The 13,931-nt window shown below is 61.1% G+C and carries 14 protein-coding genes; 10 read left to right on the forward strand and 4 right to left on the reverse strand.

Annotated elements, in window-relative coordinates:
• Positions 1-840 carry an HvfB family MNIO-type RiPP peptide maturase gene (locus GTU76_RS21220; RefSeq protein WP_016983261.1) on the reverse strand — a complete coding sequence of 280 codons (840 nt, stop codon included), beginning with the start codon at positions 838-840 and terminating at the stop codon, positions 1-3.
• 413 nt (positions 841-1,253) lie between these two features.
• Between GTU76_RS21220 and GTU76_RS21225 the strand changes: the two genes are divergently transcribed.
• Both GTU76_RS21225 and GTU76_RS21230 read left to right on the forward strand, forming a co-directional pair.
• Positions 1,254-2,300 carry a class I SAM-dependent methyltransferase gene (locus GTU76_RS21225; protein ID WP_016983260.1) on the forward strand — a complete coding sequence of 349 codons (1,047 nt, stop codon included), beginning with the start codon at positions 1,254-1,256 and terminating at the stop codon, positions 2,298-2,300.
• Between the two features lie 55 nt (positions 2,301-2,355).
• Positions 2,356-3,198: an NAD-dependent protein deacetylase gene (locus GTU76_RS21230; RefSeq protein ID WP_016983259.1), complete on the forward strand. Its 843-nt coding sequence runs from the start codon at positions 2,356-2,358 to the stop codon at positions 3,196-3,198.
• A 199-nt stretch (positions 3,199-3,397) separates the two neighbouring features.
• Here GTU76_RS21230 and GTU76_RS21235 read toward each other — a convergent pair whose 3' ends face one another.
• A complete protein-coding gene (locus GTU76_RS21235; RefSeq protein WP_016983258.1) occupies positions 3,398-4,285 on the reverse strand; it encodes a LysR family transcriptional regulator in 888 nt (295 codons plus the stop codon).
• 184 nt (positions 4,286-4,469) lie between these two features.
• Between GTU76_RS21235 and GTU76_RS21240 the strand changes: the two genes are divergently transcribed.
• Genes GTU76_RS21240 through GTU76_RS21250 form a run of 3 tightly spaced genes read left to right on the forward strand, consistent with a single transcriptional unit; the run spans position 4,470 to position 7,051 of the window.
• Positions 4,470-5,168 (forward strand): CoA transferase subunit A, encoded by a 699-nt coding sequence (locus tag GTU76_RS21240; protein WP_016983257.1) that lies wholly within the window; start codon positions 4,470-4,472, stop codon positions 5,166-5,168.
• A 24-nt stretch (positions 5,169-5,192) separates the two neighbouring features.
• Positions 5,193-5,858, forward strand: a complete 666-nt coding sequence (locus GTU76_RS21245) for a CoA transferase subunit B (protein WP_016983256.1) — start codon at positions 5,193-5,195, stop codon at positions 5,856-5,858.
• Positions 5,859-5,869: 11 nt separating this feature from the next.
• Entirely contained in the window at positions 5,870-7,051 is a 1,182-nt protein-coding gene (locus tag GTU76_RS21250) for an acetyl-CoA C-acetyltransferase (RefSeq protein ID WP_016983255.1), read from the forward strand.
• A 220-nt stretch (positions 7,052-7,271) separates the two neighbouring features.
• Here GTU76_RS21250 and cobF read toward each other — a convergent pair whose 3' ends face one another.
• A complete protein-coding gene (gene cobF, locus GTU76_RS21255; RefSeq protein ID WP_016983254.1) occupies positions 7,272-8,027 on the reverse strand; it encodes a precorrin-6A synthase (deacetylating) in 756 nt (251 codons plus the stop codon).
• Positions 8,024-8,596, reverse strand: coding sequence for a histidine phosphatase family protein (locus GTU76_RS21260; protein ID WP_175554702.1), 573 nt, complete (start codon positions 8,594-8,596; stop codon positions 8,024-8,026). The genes cobF and GTU76_RS21260 overlap by 4 nt, the downstream gene beginning before the upstream one ends.
• A 331-nt stretch (positions 8,597-8,927) precedes the next feature.
• Here GTU76_RS21260 and GTU76_RS21265 point away from each other — a divergent pair, with 331 nt between their 5' ends.
• From GTU76_RS21265 to GTU76_RS21285, 5 genes are all read left to right on the forward strand, one after another.
• On the forward strand, positions 8,928-9,782 hold the full coding sequence (locus GTU76_RS21265; protein ID WP_016983252.1) for a MurR/RpiR family transcriptional regulator: 855 nt from the start codon (positions 8,928-8,930) through the stop codon (positions 9,780-9,782).
• Between the two features lie 2 nt (positions 9,783-9,784).
• Positions 9,785-10,429: a cysteine hydrolase family protein gene (locus GTU76_RS21270; RefSeq protein WP_180699512.1), complete on the forward strand. Its 645-nt coding sequence runs from the start codon at positions 9,785-9,787 to the stop codon at positions 10,427-10,429.
• On the forward strand, positions 10,426-11,757 hold the full coding sequence (locus tag GTU76_RS21275) for a glutamine synthetase (RefSeq protein ID WP_175554704.1): 1,332 nt from the start codon (positions 10,426-10,428) through the stop codon (positions 11,755-11,757). The genes GTU76_RS21270 and GTU76_RS21275 overlap by 4 nt, the downstream gene beginning before the upstream one ends.
• Positions 11,741-12,493, forward strand: coding sequence for an N-formylglutamate amidohydrolase (locus GTU76_RS21280; protein ID WP_180699513.1), 753 nt, complete (start codon positions 11,741-11,743; stop codon positions 12,491-12,493). Before GTU76_RS21275 ends, GTU76_RS21280 begins: the two co-directional genes overlap by 17 nt.
• A gap of 81 nt (positions 12,494-12,574) precedes the next feature.
• Positions 12,575-13,924, forward strand: coding sequence for an APC family permease (locus GTU76_RS21285; protein ID WP_016983248.1), 1,350 nt, complete (start codon positions 12,575-12,577; stop codon positions 13,922-13,924).
• Positions 13,925-13,931 lie beyond the last annotated feature (7 nt).

The raw sequence follows: 13,931 nt of genomic DNA on the forward strand, positions 1-13,931 counted from the left end.
TTATCCACGATGACGTCCCCCGGCTTGCAAGTGGCGAATGGTCTGCAACTCGGCAATCAGTTCGGAGAATGCCGGGAAGTTGAAATCCCGCTCCAATAACGTTGGCTGCGCGCCAAACCGCGCGTAGGCCTCAGCCAGCAATGCCCAGACCTGCGGTTTTACCGAGGCACCGTGAGTATCGATTTTCAGTGTGTCGGACTCATCGAAATGCCCGGCCACGTGCATTCCGACCACCCGGCCCGGCTCGAGACCGGCGAGAAAGGTTTGCGCATCGAAGCCGTGGTTGATCGCGTTGACGTAGACATTGTTGACGTCCAGCAGCAGATCGCAATCAGCCTCGCGCAGCACGGCATTGGTGAAGGTCACCTCGTCCAGGTCCTGACGCGGAGCGGCGTAGTAGGAGACGTTTTCCACGGCCAGACGCCGGCCGAGAATGTCCTGGGCCTGACGGATTCGCGCAGCGACGTGGTGCACCGCCTCTTCGGTGAACGGCAATGGCAGCAAGTCATACAGATGACCGTCATCGCTGCAATAACTCAGGTGTTCGCTGTACAGCGGCACGTTGTAACGGTCGAGAAACACGCGCACTTCCTGCAGAAACTCGACATCCAGCGGCGCGAATCCGCCAAGCGACAATGACAATCCGTGGCAGGACAACGGGTAACGCTCAGCCAGTTCACGCAACGCCGCCCCATGGGCACCGCCGACGCCGATCCAGTTTTCCGGAGCGACTTCGAGAAAGTCGAAATCACCCGTGCGGGCAGCTTGCAGATCTTTCAGCAGACCACGGCGCAAACCGAGGCCGACGCTGGGTGGCCGTGAGGAGGGCGACGTATGCATAGGATGTACCTCAGCAGTGGATTTTCCACATTTGAGCCGCCAGATGTATTACGTCTGTGTGCAGATGACCGGGCATTTGCAGCCTTGTGTATCCTGCGATGACGGCGATACACGGCGATACAGACTCACTGCCGATCAATATTGTGCGAGCGAGCCTGCTCGCAAAAGTGTCGGCACTGCCAATATAAGAACCGCCTGACATGCCGCCTTCGCGAGCAGGCTCGCTCCCACAGGACTTCAGTGTTTACAAATACAGCGGCAGTCCCGGACCGGGGCTAGACTCTTTTATGACCCAGTCGAGGGGGCCGCAGGACGTCAGCCGTGCCCTGCCCAACTCCGTGACCACCGCCCGGTGGCGCACGCCTCGACCCTCGACGCCGCCGGACCGTGATCCTGTTTCAGGAGCACACATGATGGACGAGGCGAAACTCAACCAATTCATGGGCAAACTGGTCAACGACATGGGCGGCGCGGCGATGCTGGCCAATGTCATCGTCGGCGAAGAACTCGGCCTGTACCGCGCCATGGCCGACAGTCAGCCGATCAGTGCCGATGCCCTCGCCGCGAAAACCACCTGTAACCCGCGTCTGGTGCGCGAATGGCTCAGCGCTCACGCGGCGTCCGGCTATATGGAGCACCACGATGGCCAATTCCGCCTGCCGGAAGAACAGGCGCTGGCCTTGGCCGTCGAAGACTCGCCGGTCTACGTTGCCGGTGGACTCGGCGTGGTGGCATCGTTTTTCCACGACAAAGACAAACTGGTCAAAGCCATGCGCGGCAATGGCGCCCTGCCGTGGGGCGATCACCACCCATGCATGTTTACCGGCACCGAGCGATTCTTCCGGCCAGGTTACAAAGGCCACCTGATTGCCGAATGGCTGCCGGCGCTGGACGGTGTGGTGGCCAAGCTTGAGGAAGGCGCCAAAGTCGCCGACATTGGCTGCGGTCACGGCGCCTCAACGGTGATCATGGCCCAAGCGTTCCCCAACTCGCGTTTCGTCGGCTACGACTATCACGCGCCGTCGATCACTGTCGCCACCCAGCGCGCCGAGGAAGGAGGAGTCAGCAGCCGGGCGAAGTTTTTTCAGGGCTCGGCGAAAAGCTACCCGGGCAATGACTACGACCTGATCTGCTATTTCGACTGCCTGCACGACATGGGCGACCCGGTCGGTGCCGCCCGTCACGCCTATGATTCATTGAAGGACGACGGCACGGTGTTGCTGGTCGAACCATTTGCCAACGACACCCTGGATGACAACATCAACCCGGTCGGACGGCTGTTTTACGCCGCCTCGACGTTTATCTGCACACCGAACTCGCTGTCACAGGAAGTCGGCCTCGGCTTGGGTGCGCAAGCCGGGGAAATACGCTTGCGTAAAGTGTTTGTCGAGGCCGGGTTCAAGCACTTCCGCCGGGCCACACAAACACCGTTCAACCTCATTCTGGAGGCACGCAAGTAACCTGCGCGGGTCGCGTGCTAACCTGCTGGCATCGTCCTTCCCCGGAGCGCTGACCATGCTCGACAGCCCGACCCGCGAACATCTCGACACCTTGCAAGAGGTGATGGCCGAGGGCGATTTTATCGTCCTGACCGGAGCCGGTATCAGCACGCCGTCGGGCATTCCGGATTACCGCGACAGCGACGGTGTACGCCGTGGCCGGCAACCGATGATGTACCAGGAATTCCTTGCCGCCCCTGAATCACGCCGTCGCTACTGGGCGCGTGCGATGCTCGGCTGGCCGAGGGTGCGTCAGGCGCAGCCGAATGCGGCTCACGAGGCATTGGCCGATTTGCAGCGCAGTGGGCTGATACGCAATTTGATCACTCAGAATGTCGACACCCTGCACGATCAGGCTGGCAGCCACGATGTGATCGAGTTGCACGGCAGCTTGCATCGCGTCCTCTGCCTGGACTGCGGCCAGCGCAGTGAGCGTGATTCGATTCAGCAATTGATGGAACGACAAAATCCGTATCTGGCCGGCGTTGATGCGGTGCAGGCGCCGGATGGCGACACCCTGCTCGACCCGGCGTTCGAGGCGCGCTTTCAAGTGCCGCTCTGCCCGCATTGCGCTGGCGAGCGGATGAAACCGGATGTGGTGTTTTTCGGCGAGAACGTCGCGCAGCACACGGCGGCTCAGGCGATGGCGGCGGCAGAAAGTGCGGCGGGGATGTTGGTGGTGGGCTCTTCGTTGATGGCGTATTCGGCGTTCCGTTTGTGCCGGGTGATTGCCGATCGCGACAAGCCGCTGATTGCGATCAATCTGGGCAAGACCCGCGCGGATGATTTGCTGGATTTGAAGATTGAAGCGTCGTGTGAACAGCTGTTGCCCCTGTTGGTCAGGGAGCTGGACCGGTGAGTTGCTGCACGCTGTGCTCGACTCAGGAGCCAAGCCCCTCACCCTAGCCCTCTCCCAAGGGAGAGGGAACTGACCGAGTTGTTCTCACGCGATACATCAACCTGAAAATTTCGAGTCGAACTCAGGATTTGAGAAATCCTCGATTGGCTCCCTTTCCCCCTCGCCCCTGGGGGAGAGGGCTGGGGTGAGGGGGTAGATCTCACCGTCGCCCCAGATCTTCAGCCTTGAGGATATCGAACAACGCCTGCGCCGCCGCCGACAGTTCATTGCCCGGTTCGGTCAGCACGCCAATCGCCCGCTCCACCGAGTCATCCAGCGTCAGGCAATGCGCGCCCAGCTCCTGCATCTGCTCGGCGCACAACGCTGGCACGGCACTGACACCCAGACCACTGGCGACCATCCGCCCGACCGTCGCCAATTGATGGCTCTCAAACTCTACCGGCAATTTCATGCCCCGCGCCTGCAAGTGCTCCTCGAGCATCACTCGTACCGTCGAGGGTCGCTGCAAGGTGATGAACGGCTGCTGCAACAGCGTCTGCCAGTCGATCTCGCTAAACCGGGCCAATGGCGAATCCTTCGGCACCACCGCGACGAAGCGATCCATGTACAACGGCGTGAATGTCATCGAGGTGTTTTGCATCGGCTCGAACGCCACGCCCAGTTCAACCTGACGATCGCGCACCATCTCCAACACCTGCTCGTTGATCACGTCATTGACCGTGACGTTGACGTTCGGATAGCGCGCGCGAAACGTCTTGAGGATCGGCGGCAGCAGATTACCGGCAAACGACGGCATCGCTGCCACCGTCACCCGCCCGCGTTGCAAACTGAATCGCTGACGCATTTCGTCTTCGGCGTTGTCCCAGTCGGCGATCAGACGCCGGGCCAATGGCAGCAGCGATTCGCCTTCTGCGGTCAGCGCCACATTGCGCGTGTTGCGGCTGAACAGGCGTCCGCCCAGGCCCTCCTCCAGCGCTTTGATGGTCAGGCTCAACGCCGATTGCGACAGGTGCAGGCGCTCGCAGGCCACGGCGAAGCTGAGGCTCTGGGCCACGGCGAGGAAGGCGCGGATCTGTTTGATGGTCATACTGAAGCCTCAGGATCGTCGGTGCATCGTGGGAACGATCAAGCGTTAAGCGGCAAGCCATAACGCGACTATTGAGCTTTATCAATCAATCAACCTTAAAAATCAACTTAACAAATATATCCACCAGCGAGACACTCCAACCATTCGGCTAGCCAGCCGCCCGCAAATAATAAAAGAGGTGCATATGGCAGGTTTCGACAAGCGCGTGAGTTCCTACGAGGAAGCCCTCGCCGGGCTTGAGGACGGCATGACCGTCATCGCCGGCGGCTTCGGTCTGTGCGGCATTCCGGAAAACCTGATCGCCGAGATCAAGCGCAAAGGCACCCGCGACCTCACCGTCGTTTCCAACAACTGCGGCGTCGACGGTTTCGGCCTCGGTGTGCTGCTCACCGATCGCCAGATCAGTAAAGTCATCGCCTCCTACGTCGGCGAAAACAAGCTGTTCGAAGAGCAACTGCTCAAGGGCGACATCGAAGTCATCCTGACCCCGCAAGGCACCCTCGCCGAGAAAATGCGCGCGGGCGGCGCCGGTATTCCGGCCTTCTTCACCGCCACCGGCGTCGGCACACCGGTCGCCGAAGGCAAGGAAGTGCGTGAATTCAAAGGTCGCAAGTACCTGATGGAAGAATCCATCACCGGCGACTTCGCCATCGTCAAAGGCTGGAAAGCCGACCACTTCGGCAACGTCATCTATCGTCACACCGCGCAGAACTTCAACCCGCTGGCCGCCACCGCCGGCAAGATCACCGTGGTTGAAGTCGAAGAAATCGTCGAACCCGGCGAACTCGACCCCTCGCAGATCCATACCCCGGGCATCTACGTCGATCGGGTCATTTGCGGCACGTTCGAAAAACGCATCGAACAGCGCACCATCCGCAAATAATTCAGGCTGACGGAGAACAACAACATGGCACTTTCCCGCGAACAAATGGCTCAGCGCGTCGCCCGCGAAATGCAGGACGGCTTTTATGTGAACCTCGGCATCGGCATTCCGACCCTGGTCGCCAACTACATTCCAGAAGGCATGGAAGTCATGCTGCAATCGGAAAACGGCCTGCTCGGCATGGGCCCTTTCCCGACTGAAGACACCATTGATGCCGACATGATCAACGCCGGTAAACAGACCGTGACCGCGCGCATCGGCGCGTCGATTTTCAACTCCGCCGAGTCCTTTGCGATGATTCGCGGCGGCCATGTCGACCTGACCGTGCTCGGCGCGTTCGAAGTCGACGTCGAAGGCAACATCGCTTCGTGGATGATCCCCGGCAAACTGGTCAAGGGCATGGGCGGTGCAATGGATCTGGTGGCCGGCGCCGACAACATCATCGTCATCATGACCCACGCATCGAAGGACGGTGAGTCCAAGCTGCTCGCCAAATGCAGCCTGCCGCTGACCGGCGCCGGCTGCATCAAACGCGTACTGACCGACCTCGCCTACCTCGAGATCGAAAATGGCGCTTTTGTCCTCAAGGAACGCGCACCTGGCGTCAGCGTCGAGGAAATCGTCGCCAAAACCGCTGGTAAACTGATCGTCCCGGATCACGTACCGGAAATGCAGTTCGCTGCCCAGTGAGGAATTCGAAAATGCAAGACGTCGTAATTGTTGCCGCCACGCGTACCGCGATCGGCAGTTTCCAAGGCTCGCTGGCCAGCGTGTCCGCCGTTGATCTGGGCGCGGCGGTGATCCGCCAGTTGCTCGAGCAGACCGGTCTGGACGGTGCGCAGGTCGATGAAGTGATCATGGGCCAGGTGTTGACCGCCGGCGCCGGCCAGAACCCGGCGCGCCAGTCGGCGATCAAGGCTGGCTTGCCCCACGCCGTGCCGGCGCTGACCCTGAACAAGGTCTGCGGTTCGGGCCTGAAAGCACTGCACCTCGGCGCACAGGCGATTCGTTGTGGCGACGCTGAGGTGATTATTGCCGGCGGCCAGGAAAACATGAGCCTGTCCAACTATGTGATGCCGGGCGCACGCACCGGTCTGCGCATGGGCCACGCGCAAATCGTCGACACGATGATCAGCGACGGTCTGTGGGACGCGTTCAACGACTACCACATGGGCATCACTGCCGAGAATCTGGTCGACAAGTACGACATCAGCCGCGAGCAGCAGGACGCCTTTGCTGCAGCCTCGCAGCAGAAAGCCGCCGCCGCGATTGAGGCCGGTCGCTTTGTCGATGAGATCACGCCGATCCTGATCCCGCAGCGCAAAGGCGATCCGGTGGCGTTCAAGGTTGACGAACAGCCACGTGGCGACACCACTGCCGAATCCCTGGCGAAACTGCGTCCGGCGTTCAAAAAGGACGGCAGCGTTACTGCGGGCAACGCCTCGTCGCTGAACGACGGCGCCGCCGCCGTGATTCTGATGAGCGCGGAAAAAGCCAAATCCCTCGGCTTGCCTGTGCTGGCGAAAATCGCCGCCTATGCCAACGCAGGCGTCGATCCGGCGATCATGGGCATCGGCCCGGTATCGGCGACCCGCCGCTGCCTGGACAAGGCCGGCTGGGACATCGGCCAGCTCGATCTGATCGAAGCCAACGAAGCCTTCGCCGCACAATCGCTGGCGGTGGCCAAGGAACTGCAATGGGATCTGGACAAGGTCAACGTCAACGGCGGCGCCATTGCGCTGGGCCATCCGATCGGTGCATCGGGTTGCCGCGTGCTGGTGACACTGCTGCATGAAATGATCAAGCGTGATGCGAAAAAGGGTCTGGCGACCCTGTGCATCGGCGGCGGTCAGGGTGTGGCACTGGCGCTGGAACGCGCATAACCAAGAGTTCAACAGCGCACGGAGGATCCACGACATCCGCCGTGCGCTGGCAACAAAAAACCCGGTGCGACTTGCGTTGCATCGGGTGTTTTTTTGCCTGTTCGAAATGTGCTTTGAATGTGGCGGCCCCTTCGCGAGCAGACTCGCTCCCACAAGGGAACGCATTTCAAAATGTGGGAGCGAGCTTGCTCGCGAAGGGGCCCGCCCGGTCAGCGAAAATCTATGGCTTGCGCAGCAAATACGTATCCATGATCCACCCATGCTCCGCCCGCGCAGCCTTGCGCACCCGCTCGATCTCCTCCGCGACATTCGCCAGCCTGCCGCTGATCAGAATCTCGTCCGGCGTGCCCAGGTAGGCACCCCAGTAGATCTCGGTCTGCTGATCGGCAACCTGATGATAGGAATCCTCGGCATCCAGCATCACCACCAGACTGTCCGTATCACTCACCTGCCCGGCCGCCAAACGCCGACCGGTGGTGATTTCGATCGAGTGACCGATCGTGTTCAACGGCACCTTATGCTGCGCCGCCAGCGCCTGAACACTGGTGATCCCGGGGATCACCTCAAACTCGAAGGCACACGTGCCCGACGCGAGAATCGCCTGGAGGATGCGCACGGTGCTGTCGTACAGCGCAGGGTCGCCCCACACCAGAAAACCACCGCACTGGCCGTCAGACAATTCGTCATTGATCAGGCGTTCGAAGGTCTGCTGCTTGGCACGGTTCAGGTCATCGACACTGGCCGTGTAGTCGACATCGCCGCGTTCGCGTTCCGGGCTGTGGGCTTCGACGAAGCGATAGTCAGGATCGTCGATGTAGCGCTCACAGATCTCACGGCGCAAGTCGATCAGCTTGTCCTTGCTCTGGCCTTTATCCATCAGAAAAAACACGTCGACCTGATTCAGCGCCTTCACCGCCTGCATCGTGATGTAGTCGGGATTACCCGCGCCGATGCCGATCACCAGTAGCTGTTTCATCGAAGCGCTCCTTTAATGTCGAGGCCCGGCAAACGCAAACGCCAGCGCCCGGTGTAGCGTAGTTCGACCATCGACAACGGTTCGACATCAATGTCATGAAACGCCGCGCCGCTCATCGCGTGGTTCAGCGCAGCACGAATGACAAACGGATGCGTCACCGCCACCACTTGTCCGGGCGTGGCTTGCAGACTGGTCAGCCATATCGACACGCGCTCGCACAACTGCGCCACCGACTCCCCGCCGTGGGGGGTTGCGTGGGAATCTTCCAGCCAGGCATGCAGCCCGGCGGCTTCCGAGCGTTGCAGATCCTTGATCGAAGTCCCGTGCCAGCGTCCCCAGTCACAATCGCGCAGCGCCTCGTCGATCTGCGCATCCACGCCAAACCACGCCGCCGTCTGGCGAGCGCGCAATTCCGGCGCACAAATCAAGCGTCGCGCGGCGTCGAAACGCTCAGCCAGTGCACCTGACGCCAAGTCGATATTTTCAACAGGCTCGTTCGTAGGAAAACACGCCAATTTCTGTGCGACGGTTCGCGCATGGCAGATCAATGTCAAACGAGTGGTCTGCACAGGCATCGCTCCGGTAGGCCTTCATGAAAATCAACGACGCAAAGCCGCTCTGTGGGCAATTGTGCCTTAAACCGAGGGTTGCGGGGCGGCCGGATAGCCACCGGCAAAAACCGGCGACGGCAGGAATACGGCAATATCTGACACCGTTGTGGGCAATGGACTACAAATCCGATCGAATTACGTGTAGCCCTTGTTACACGGGCACCGCGCCTCATTTTGGCGCCGTTTCAACACGCTGAAAAATTCACTAGACATGTAACGTCAGTTACATAAATACTGTTTTAACGGATTATGAAGCGAATTCAACACCCTCCATCCAGCAGGAGCCCGGATGCCCCCTCTCAGAGACCTGATCACCGATCCCGGCCTGGATCTTACGCCGTCGGAGCGCAAAGTCGTTCGCGCCTTGCTGGATCAGTACCCACGCAACGGTCTGGGGCCGATGGCGCGGCTGGCCGAACACGCCGGCGTCAGCGATCCGACCATTGTGCGGCTGGTGAAAAAACTCGGCTTCGGCGGTTATGCCGAATTCCAGGATGCACTGCTCAGCGACATGGACCACCGCCTGCGCTCGCCGCGCACGTTGTTGCAACCGCGCGCCCATCAGCACAAGGACGACGCCTGGAGCCACTATCTGGGCGACAGCCATCGCCTGCTGGTCGAAACCCAATCGCTGACCCAACCCGAAGACGTGCGCATTCTCACCGACTGGCTGCTCGATGCCCGGCATCAGGTGTATTGCTTCGGCGGGCGCTTCAGCAGTCTGATGGCCACCTACCTGCTCAATCACCTGCGCCTGCTGCGGCCCGGCTGCTTTGCCCTGGAAGATAACGCGCAACTGCCTGATCGGTTGTTTGATCTGCAACGTCAGGACGTCGTGCTGGTGTTCGATTATCGCCGCTACCAGACGCAAGCCCTGCGGGTCGCCAGTGCGGCAAAAAACAACAACGCACGCGTGGTGTTGTTCACCGACATCTATGCCTCGCCGCTGCGCGAACTGGCCGACCTGATCATCAGCGCCCCGGTCGAATCGGCCTCGCCGTTCGACACCATGGTCCCGGCGCTGGCTCAGGTCGAAGCACTGATTGCCTGCCTGACCTTGCGCACCGAAAACCTCGCCGATCGCCTGGAAGGCATCGATGCCCTGCGCAATGACTTCAACACCCACCTGCTGGAGGATAAATAAGGATGTTCAGCCTTCCCCACCGCTCGCCGCGGGACTTGCCGTTTGTCACCGATCACACCGCGCTGTTGCTGGTGGATATGCAGCGTGCCTGGCTCGAACCGCAGTTCGACGCGCACCTCAACGGGCCTGACGCCGAGTATTTTCTGACCCGCGCGCACATGCAGGTGGTGCCCAACCAACGTCGCCTGCTCAGCGCTTTTCGCGAAGCGCGGCAGAACGTGCTGCACACCATTATCGAAAGCCTTACCGCCGATGGCCGCGACCGCTCGCTCGATCACAAGCTCTCGGACATGCACCTGCCCAAGGGCAGCGTGCAGGCGCGGATCATTGAAGACCTGAGCCCGGTGGAAAACGAGATCGTCCTGCCGAAGACGTCATCGGGCGTCTTCAACTCGACCAACATCGACTACGTGCTGCGCAACCTGCAAACCCGTCACCTGATCATCGCCGGCATCGTCACTGACCAATGCGTGGACATGGCCGTGCGCGACGCTGCTGATCGCGGCTATCTGGTCACGCTGGTCGAGGACGCCTGCGCCACCTACAGCGCCGAACGCCATCACGCCTGCCTGAATGCGATCAAGGGTTACTGCTGGATTACCGACACCGACACCGTGCTCGCCCGCCTGCAGGACATGCGACCATGAGCACGCGCCTGACGCCGCTGCCGATGACCACGCTGGTCACCACTGACCTGATCGGCATTACCCGGGGCCGCTCGTTCCCCACCGATGAGCTTGAGCATTATCAAGCGGCGGGTTGCGGCTGGGTGCCGGCCAACAGCGCGTTGACGCCGCAGGACATCATCGCCTCGACCAATCCATGGGGCGCTTATGGCGACCTGCGGTTGATTCCCGATCTGGGCAGCCGCGTCACCGTCGGCAACGGCCCGGACGCCAACGCGCCGGCGCTGGATTTTATCCACGGCGATATTCGCGAAACCGATGGCCGTCCGTGGGGCGCCTGCCCGCGCACGCTGTTGCGCGACGAAATCGAGCGTTATCGCGATGAACTGGGCTTGCAGGTCAACGCCGCGTTCGAACACGAGTTCAACCTGCACGCCGGTTTCGCCGAGCATCTGGCGTTCTCCCTCGAGGCCCAGCGTCAGGGCGCCGAGTTCGGCGGCTGGCTGCTCAGCGCCTTGCGCGCCGGCGGTGTCGAGCCGGAAATGTTTCTGCCGGAATACGGCAAGCACCAATACGAAATCACCTGCCGTCCGACGCTCGGCGTGGCGGCGGCGGATCGCGCCGTCAATGTGCGCGAGATCACCCGCGAGATCGCCCGGCAAATGGGTCTGGACTTGAGCTTTGCGCCGAAAACCGCCGCCGACGCGGTGTGCAACGGCGTGCACCTGCACGTCAGCCTGCTCGATCTGGCCGGTGTGCCGATGCTCTACGACGCTGGCACCAGCAATGGTCTGTCGAGCCTCGGCCAGCATTGGGCGGCGGGGATCCTGCATTACTTGCCGGCGCTGTGTGCGTTTACCGCGCCGACGCCGGTGTCGTACGAGCGCTTGCAGCCGCATCACTGGAGCGCGTCCTACGCCTGTCTCGGCCAACAGAACCGCGAGGCGGCGCTGCGCATCTGCCCGACCGTGACCCTCGGCGGCAAATCCGTGGCCAACCAGTTCAACCTCGAATTCCGCGCCATGGACGCCACTGCCTCGCCGCATCTGGCCATGGCTGCACTGCTGATCGCCGGGCGACTGGGTATCGAACAACGCCTAGCGCTGAACGCGATCACCGATGAAATTCCCGATTCACTCAACGACGAGCAACGCCAGGCCCGGGGCATCGTTGCCCTGCCCGCCTCGCTGGCCCAGGCGCTGGATTGCCTGCGCAACAGTGGCGCCTTCGCCGAATGGCTGCCCAAGCCGCTGCTCGACACCTATTACGCCCTGAAAACCGAGGAACTGGCGCTGACGGAACAGCTCTCGCCCGCTGACTTGTGTGAGCAATATGCACGCCTGTACTGAATCCGCCGAGCTGGGGTTGTACACCCGACCGGCCTACAACCTGAGCCGCGAAGATTCGACGCACCCGTTGATTCTGGTGTGCGAACACGCCAGCCGCTACATCCCCGACGCCCTGAACAACCTGGGCCTGGACGATGCCGCCGCGCGCGAACACATCGCTTGGGACATTGGCGCCCTGCAACTGGCCGAGCAGTTATCGGAAATGCTCGGCGTCACCCTGTTGAGCGCCAACTATTCGCGCCTGCTGATCGATTTGAATCGGCCCCGCCACGCCCCGGACAGCATTCCGGCGCAGAGCGAGATTTATCAAGTGCCGGGCAACCGCGAGCTGGCTGAAGCCACCCGCGAATACCGCCGCCAGACCCTGTTCAAGCCGTTTCACGCGCGCTTGCAAACCCTGATCGACGAGCGTGTTGCAAAGGGCCTAGCGGTACGTGTGGTGGGGATTCACAGTTTCACCCCGGTGTATTACGGCCAGCCTCGACCGCTGGAAGCCGGTGTGCTGTTCGGTCAGGCCAAGGCTTACGCGCAACGCCTGCTCGACGGTCTCGGCGAGCATCCGCTGAAAGTGGCCGGCAATCAGCCGTACAAGATCGATCCGCTGGGCGACATGACCGTGCCGGTGCACGGCGATGCCCGAGGCCTCGACTCGGTGCTGATCGAGGTGCGCAACGATTTGCTGCGCAGCCCCGAAGCCGTATCGCGCTGGGCCGGATACCTCGCGCCATTGCTGTAATGAATGAAAGACTGCTGACGCTGTAAACGATGGACCGATAACAACTAAAACGACCGACTGGCTGACAAGGAGTTGCGCTTCATGGAAATTGAAGAATTCGGCTACAAGCAAGAGTTGAAACGTAGCCTGACGCTGACCGACCTGGTGGTGTACGGGATGATCTTCATGATCCCCATCGCCCCGTTCGGGGTGTACGGCTACGTCAACGCCGAGGCGCCGGGGATGGTGCCGCTGGCCTACGTCATCGGCATGGTGGCGATGCTGTTTACCGCGTTGAGCTACGGCAGCATGGCCAAAGCCTTTCCGATTGCCGGCTCGGTGTATTCCTATGCACAGCGCGGCCTCAATCAACACGTCGGCTTCATCGCCGGTTGGCTGATGCTGCTCGATTACCTGCTGATTCCGCCACTGCTCTACGTCTACGCGGCGATGGCGCTCAACCATTTGTACCCGGACATTCCGAAAGTCGGCTTCATTCTGGCGTTTCTGGTCAGCGCGACCTTCGTCAACCTGCGCGGCATCACCTTCACCGCTCGGATGAACATCATCTTCCTGCTGGCGCAACTGGTGGTGCTGGGCATTTTCCTGTTCTACGCCTGGAATGCCCTGCACAACGGTGGCGGTAACGGCGAGCTGACCCTGGCGCCGCTGTATCACGCGGAAACCTTCAACTTCGCCCTGCTGATGCAAGCGGTGTCGATTGCGGTGCTGTCGTTCCTCGGCTTCGATGCGATCTCGACGCTCGCCGAAGAAATCAAGGGCGATCCGGGCAAGAGCGTCGGCAAAGCCGCACTGATCACCCTGGTAGTCATGGGCGTGATTTTCGTTGCACAAACCTGGATCGCCACCGATCTCGCAGCAGGCATGGGCTTCAAATCGGCCGACACCGCGTTCTATGAAATCGCCGAAATTGCCGCCGGCAGTTGGCTGGCGACCCTGACCGCTGTCGCCACGGCGCTGGCCTGGGGCGTGGCTGTGGCAATCACCTCGCAAGCCGCGGTTTCGCGTCTGCTGTTCGGCATGGCGCGCGACGGCAAGTTGCCGAAAGTGCTGGCCAAGGTGCACCCGAAACACAACACGCCGTACCTGAGCATTTACCTGGTGGCGGTGCTGTCGCTGGTGATCTGCTACCTGTTCATCAACTCGGTCGACACCCTGACCTCGCTGGTCAACTTCGGCGCGCTCAGCGGTTTCATGCTGCTGCACCTGACAGTGATCAACTACTACTGGCGTCGGCAAAAGTCCGGTCAGGTCGTGCGTCACCTGATCTGCCCGGTGATCGGTTTCATCATCGTCGCGGCCATCATGTACAACATGGGCGTCGATGCGCAGAAACTCGGCCTGATCTGGATTGCTCTGGGTCTGGTGTACCTGTTCTTCCTCAACAAACTCGGCGCCAGCACCGCGCTGCCCGACCCTAGCAAAGGCTGACAAGAAA

The sequence above is a fragment of the Pseudomonas crudilactis genome, assembly GCF_013433315.1.
In the GTDB taxonomy this organism is placed as follows: Bacteria; Pseudomonadota; Gammaproteobacteria; order Pseudomonadales; family Pseudomonadaceae; genus Aquipseudomonas; species Aquipseudomonas crudilactis.

Bases quoted from the DNA above. Each gene is read 5' to 3' on its own strand.
- GTU76_RS21220 (WP_016983261.1), bottom strand. From the start codon at position 840: ATGCATACGTCGCCCTCCTCACGGCCACCCAGCGTCGGCCTCGGTTTG.
- GTU76_RS21225 (WP_016983260.1), top strand. From the start codon at position 1,254: ATGGACGAGGCGAAACTCAACCAATTCATGGGCAAACTGGTCAACGAC.
- GTU76_RS21230 (WP_016983259.1), top strand. From the start codon at position 2,356: ATGCTCGACAGCCCGACCCGCGAACATCTCGACACCTTGCAAGAGGTG.
- GTU76_RS21235 (WP_016983258.1), bottom strand. From the start codon at position 4,285: ATGACCATCAAACAGATCCGCGCCTTCCTCGCCGTGGCCCAGAGCCTC.
- GTU76_RS21240 (WP_016983257.1), top strand. From the start codon at position 4,470: ATGGCAGGTTTCGACAAGCGCGTGAGTTCCTACGAGGAAGCCCTCGCC.
- GTU76_RS21245 (WP_016983256.1), top strand. From the start codon at position 5,193: ATGGCACTTTCCCGCGAACAAATGGCTCAGCGCGTCGCCCGCGAAATG.
- GTU76_RS21250 (WP_016983255.1), top strand. From the start codon at position 5,870: ATGCAAGACGTCGTAATTGTTGCCGCCACGCGTACCGCGATCGGCAGT.
- cobF (WP_016983254.1), bottom strand. From the start codon at position 8,027: ATGAAACAGCTACTGGTGATCGGCATCGGCGCGGGTAATCCCGACTAC.
- GTU76_RS21265 (WP_016983252.1), top strand. From the start codon at position 8,928: ATGCCCCCTCTCAGAGACCTGATCACCGATCCCGGCCTGGATCTTACG.
- GTU76_RS21270 (WP_180699512.1), top strand. From the start codon at position 9,785: ATGTTCAGCCTTCCCCACCGCTCGCCGCGGGACTTGCCGTTTGTCACC.
- GTU76_RS21275 (WP_175554704.1), top strand. From the start codon at position 10,426: ATGAGCACGCGCCTGACGCCGCTGCCGATGACCACGCTGGTCACCACT.
- GTU76_RS21280 (WP_180699513.1), top strand. From the start codon at position 11,741: ATGCACGCCTGTACTGAATCCGCCGAGCTGGGGTTGTACACCCGACCG.
- GTU76_RS21285 (WP_016983248.1), top strand. From the start codon at position 12,575: ATGGAAATTGAAGAATTCGGCTACAAGCAAGAGTTGAAACGTAGCCTG.